The 5,086-nt window shown below is 70.5% G+C and carries 2 protein-coding genes and 2 pseudogenes; 3 read left to right on the top strand and 1 reads right to left on the bottom strand.

The window, feature by feature from the left end:
• The 3 genes and pseudogenes from AC08OV_RS22545 to AC08OV_RS22535 form a co-directional block, all read left to right on the top strand.
• Positions 1 to 229 (top strand): annotated as a pseudogene (locus tag AC08OV_RS22545) (TetR family transcriptional regulator); the annotation flags it as partial.
• Positions 230 to 324: 95 nt separating this feature from the next.
• Positions 325 to 2,394, top strand: coding sequence for a HelD family protein (locus AC08OV_RS22540; protein WP_476615341.1), 2,070 nt, complete (start codon positions 325 to 327; stop codon positions 2,392 to 2,394).
• Between the two features lie 532 nt (positions 2,395 to 2,926).
• Positions 2,927 to 4,552 (top strand): IS1634 family transposase, encoded by a 1,626-nt coding sequence (locus AC08OV_RS22535; RefSeq protein WP_476620272.1) that lies wholly within the window; start codon positions 2,927 to 2,929, stop codon positions 4,550 to 4,552.
• Positions 4,553 to 4,759: 207 nt separating this feature from the next.
• On the opposite strand, the pseudogene AC08OV_RS22530 reads toward AC08OV_RS22535, so the two are convergent.
• Positions 4,760 to 5,086, bottom strand: a pseudogene (locus AC08OV_RS22530) (IS66-like element ISFsp11 family transposase); the annotation flags it as partial.

Here is a 5,086-nt window from a genome sequence, read left to right as displayed (position 1 = left end):
CCCCGAGGAGGCCCTGGCGGTGGCGCTCGCCGAGGCGGTGCCCGGCGTCGGTGAGTTCCTCACCTCGCTCATGGCCGGTCATGTCGTCACCGCGAAACGAATTCTGTCCCGGGAGAACTGGCGGCAGGTGGCGGCCGGCCGGTCGGCGGCGCAGGTGCTTCCGGAGGCGATCGCCACCGCCCAGCGAGCCTTCCGGTCGCTCCGGCAGGGGTTCCCCGAACTGGCGTGAGGCCCGGTGGCGGCCGGCTGGGCGCGCCACCGGCGATGCTCGGCCGGCCGCGGTCGGCTCCGTCGCGCCACCTGTAATCTTCTCTGGTCAGAATTTTGACCTGGTCATCGTTGGGGGTGTTGGTGGGTACGGGCGGCAGCGACACGGAGCTGCAGGGCGAGCGGCAGTACCTGCAGCGGAGCCGGCTCGCCCTGCGGGGCATGCGCCGGCAGATCGAGCAGGTACAGATCGTCGACGGTGACCCGGTAGTGGACAAGGTGACGAACGCGCACCTGCGCAAGGACCGGGAACGTCGCCTGGCCACCTTCACCGCCGACGACGAGACGACGCCGCTGTTCTTCGCGCGGGTGGACTACGCACCGGACGCCCCGCAGGTTCCGGGGCAGCGCATCTACCTCGGTCGCCGGCTCGTGCGCGAGACGGCCGGTGACGACCCACTGGTGGTCGACTGGCGCGCCGACGTCGCCCGCCCGTTCTACCGTGCGCACCCGGCGGATCCGATGGGCCTGCGGGGCCGCCGGCGGTTCGGCTACGACGGCGCCGAGCTGACGGCCTTCGAGGACGAGCCCTTCACCGACGCCGCCTCGACGATCGCCAGCGAGCTGCTGGAACGCGAGATCCAGCGGCCCCGCTCCGGGCCGATGCGCGACATCGTCGCGACGATCCAGCCGGAGCAGGACGAGATCGTCCGGGCGGATCTGGGCGTGAGTATCTGCGTGCAGGGCGCCCCCGGCACGGGGAAGACCGCGGTCGGTCTGCACCGGGCGGCGTACCTGCTCTACGCCCACCGCGAGCAGCTGAAACGGTCTGGTGTCCTCGTCGTCGGGCCGAACCGGGCGTTTTTGGGCTATATCGCCTCGGTGCTGCCGTCGCTCGGGGAGTTCACCGTGACGCAGATCAGCATCGCCGATCTGCCGGCCACGGTGGCGGTGCGGGCGGTCGAGGCCGACGACGTCGCGATGCTCAAGGGCGACGCCCGCCTCGCCACGGTGATCAGCAGGGCCCTGGCTGGCGCCGTCGGCGTGCCGACCGCACCGGTGACGGTCGCCACCCGCCTGGGCCGGTGGACGATCAGCACCGACGAGGCGGCGGACATTCTCACGGCCCTGCGGTCGAGCTCCTACCCCTACGGTGCGGCGCGAGCCATGCTTGGCCGGCGACTCGCGGCGGCGATCCGTCGTAAGGCGGAGGCGAACGGGCGCTCGTTCACCGACGGCGCCCTGGAGACCCTGGCCCGCAGCCGGCCGATCCGGGAGGCCGTGGAGGCGATCTGGCCCAAGACCACGGGCGCGGCGCTGATCCATCGGCTGTTCACCGACCCCGGCCTGCTGGAGTCCGCCGCCGACGGGGTCCTGAGCTCCCCCGAGCAGCACCTGCTGCTCAAGCACGGGCCAGGTGGCACGCCGCGCACGGCTCGCTGGTCGCTGGCCGACGCCTTCTGCGTCGATGAGGCGGACAGCCTCATCGAGCGGGCTCCCGGTTTCGGCCATGTGATCGTCGACGAGGCCCAGGACCTGTCCGCGATGCAGTGTCGCGCACTCGGACGCCGATGTGAGGATGCGTCGGTGACCGTCCTCGGCGACCTCGCCCAGGGCACGACCGTGTGGGCCTCGACGTCCTGGACGCGGACGCTCGCGCAGCTGGGCAAGCCGGAGGCGCACATCGAGGAACTGACGCGTGGCTACCGGGTGCCCACGGAGATCCTGGTGTTCGCGAACCGGCTGCTGCCCCACATCGCGCCTGACCTGGCCGCCGCGACCTCCTCGCGGTCGGTCCCCGGCGCGCTCACGCTGGTGCGCACGGAACCCGGCCAGCTGGCGGCAACGACCACCGGCGAGGCACGCCGGGTGCTGCGCGCCGAGGGGGCGACGGCGGTGCTGACCCCCGACAGCCTCCTCCCCACCCTGCTGCCGGCCCTGCGTAACGCCGGGCTGCCGTTCGTCGACCTGGGCGGCGGCGAGGCTCCCGGGCGCGCCTCGCTCGTGGCCGCCTCCCTCGCCAAGGGCCTGGAGTTCGATCATGTGGTCCTGGTGGAGCCCGCCGCCGTTATCGACGCCGAACCCACCGTGCTGCACGGTCTGCGGCGGCTCTACGTGGCACTCACCCGAGCGGTCACCTCGCTGACCGTCATCCACAGCGGCAACCTGCCCGAGCCCCTGCGGTAGCAGGGGCCACGTCAGATCCGTCCGCTGGCGCCGCCCGGCCAGTCCGCCCCGGTTGTCGCGCCGGCGGGTTCGCCGTGTCTTTCGTGCTTGAATTGGACCGCGCCCAAACGTCAAGGTCAGCCGCAAAATCGGCGATATCATCCTGGGCGTCAGGAGTAGCAAAATTGAGAGAACTGGCCGTGTGGGCTTTTCGTTGCCCTTGCCTTGCATACGACGTTCTCGACGATTTCAGGTGGCCTTTTCGGTGGCCGGTGATGTTTCTTTGGTCGCCGCACCTCCGAATTTCGGTGGGTCGCCCTGCTCTCCCGTGTCACATCCCATCGCGGGAGGTATTTGTGACGTGGCATCAACGGAGATTCACTTGCATTCACCCGGCCGCCCCTCCCCTTACCTATAGTCCCGGATGGAACAGAGATCCTTGGACTCCTGTACTCCGCACGATCGTCCGGTGTGCTGATTACGTGACTTCTTGATCCGGCGGCGTGGCGATCAGCCTGGTGCGTAGTGCGTCCGGTCTGGCACGGTTCGCAGCGTGCTGGCGGCCGCGGACCTCCTCTACGGGCCCCCGAGCTCGGAGAAATTCCTCGGCTCGCTGCCCGTGATCCGTAGCCTGCTCGCGAGGATCGACCTCGTCGCGATCATCGACCGGCTGCGCCCGATCCAGGAGAACAAGGCCCGCTACACCCACGGCCAGGTCATCGCCATGCTGATCGCCAACCGGCTGACGTCCCCGACCCCGCTGATCCGGGTCGAGCAGTGGGCCCGCAGGTGGGCCGTCCAGGAGATCTTCGGGATCGAGCCCGACGCGCTCAACGACGACCGGTGCGGCCGGGCGCTCGAAGCCCTCGCCGAGCAGGCCGACGCGATCGTCGGCTCGATCGGCGCGGCCGCCGTCGCGGCGTTCGGCATCGAGACCCTGCGCTTTCACTGGGACATGACCAGCATGTCCGTGTACGGCGCCTACGACCAGGCCGACCCCGCCTACGCCACCCCGAAACCCGGCCACCCAAAAGATCACAGATTTGACCTCAAACAGGTCCAGGTGGGCGTCGCGACCAGCGCCGACGGCGCGGTCGCGTTACTCACCCGCGCCTACGACAGCGGCGCCGCCGAGATCAGCCAGGTCGAGGGCGCGCTGCGCGCCCTGCGCGAACTGGCCGGTGAGCGCCGCTTCCTGATGGTCGGGGACAGCAAGCTGGTCTCCTACACGAACCTGCGGGCGATCGACGCCGCCGGGGCCACGTTCGTCGCCCCCGCCTCGCGCACGCTCGTCGGGCTGGCCGAACTCGCCGCCCACGACCCGACTACCGCCACGATCGTGGACTGGACGGCCCAACGCGACCAGGACAAGCTGTTCCACGAGCGCGACGTCCACCGGGTCGTCGAGGGGACCACGACCCTACGCGGGCCGAAGGCCGCCGACCCGCCGTTCCCCGTGCGCACGGTGTTCTCCCACTCGGCCCGCCGCGCCGAGACGTCCGCGACCACCCGCACGAAACAGATCGACAAGGCGCGCGCGGCGCTCGTCGTGCTGCACCGCAACCTTGGGACCCGCTACTACCCCGACGAGGCAGCGGTCCGCGCCCGCGTCGAGAAGATCACCGCAGAGTGTCGGGTCGGGGCGTGGCTGCGCACGCACATCGACACCGACCCCGACCCCGACACCGGCAGACCACACCTGACCTGGTTCTTCGACCCCGACGCGCTCGACCTCGCCCAGAAGGCCGACGGCTGGTTCGCGCTGCTGACGAACCAGAGCATCGAGGAGAAGGACGCCGCCGGGGTCTTCCTCGACTACAAGGGCCAGGAGGCCTCCGAGCGGCGCTACAGCGCGTTCAAGGGCCCGCTCGCCGTCGCCCCCCTCTACGTCGAGAACAACCAGCGGATCCACGGCCTGCTCCACGTCGTCGGCCTGGCCCTGCTGCTGTTCTCCCTGATCGAGCGCCAAGCCCGCCAGACCGCGGGCCCGTCCGGGAAGGTCCCGGCCTCTACGCCGGCCGCCCGGCTAGGCCCACCGGCCGGCTCCTACTCGAAGCCCTCGCGGACCTGCGCCTCGTGCCCGCCCGCGACGGCCAGCCCGCCTACATCCCCCGACCCACACCACTCCAGCAGCGCGTGCCTGGACCTCCTCGGAGTCGACCCGACCAGACCACCCTGACCAAGGAACAGGCGGGTCAAAGCACCAAACCCGAACGTGCGGAGTGCAGGAGGTCCCGGGGAGGCCCGCAGGTAGTCGGCTTGTCAGTCGACGAACCGCCAGGCCAGGGCAGGCGGCCATGAGCTTCGCGCCGCGCAGCGGAGCCCGGGTGATCCTGATGTGTCCATTCACGGGTGGCGGCCTGAGCAGCTCCGTGTTGATATTGGTTCAGGCGGGGAGAGCGAGCGCGGGGCGGACCGTGCGCGGGATCGGCAGCCAGGGCTTGCCGGCGAGGGCGAGGCGGATGGCGTCGATGGCGGTCAGGCCGTGGTCGCGGGCGGAGACGAGGTAGGAGCGCACGCGGAGGTAGGCGGCTAGCGTGGTGGGGGTGTGCCAGTAGCCCGAGACGGCCTGGTGCCGTTTCGGGAGCCTGATCGCCTGCTCGCTGGGATTGTTCGTCCAGGGGATCGTGAAGTCGGTGGTGAAGAGCCAGACCTGGTCGGCTTTCGCGGCAAGCCGGCGGGCCAGGACCAGGCTGGGATGGTTTTTGTCATC

It is taken from the genome of Frankia sp. CeTa3Moorea (assembly GCF_978021225.1).
This window is presented reverse-complemented; position numbering and strand designations above follow the sequence as displayed.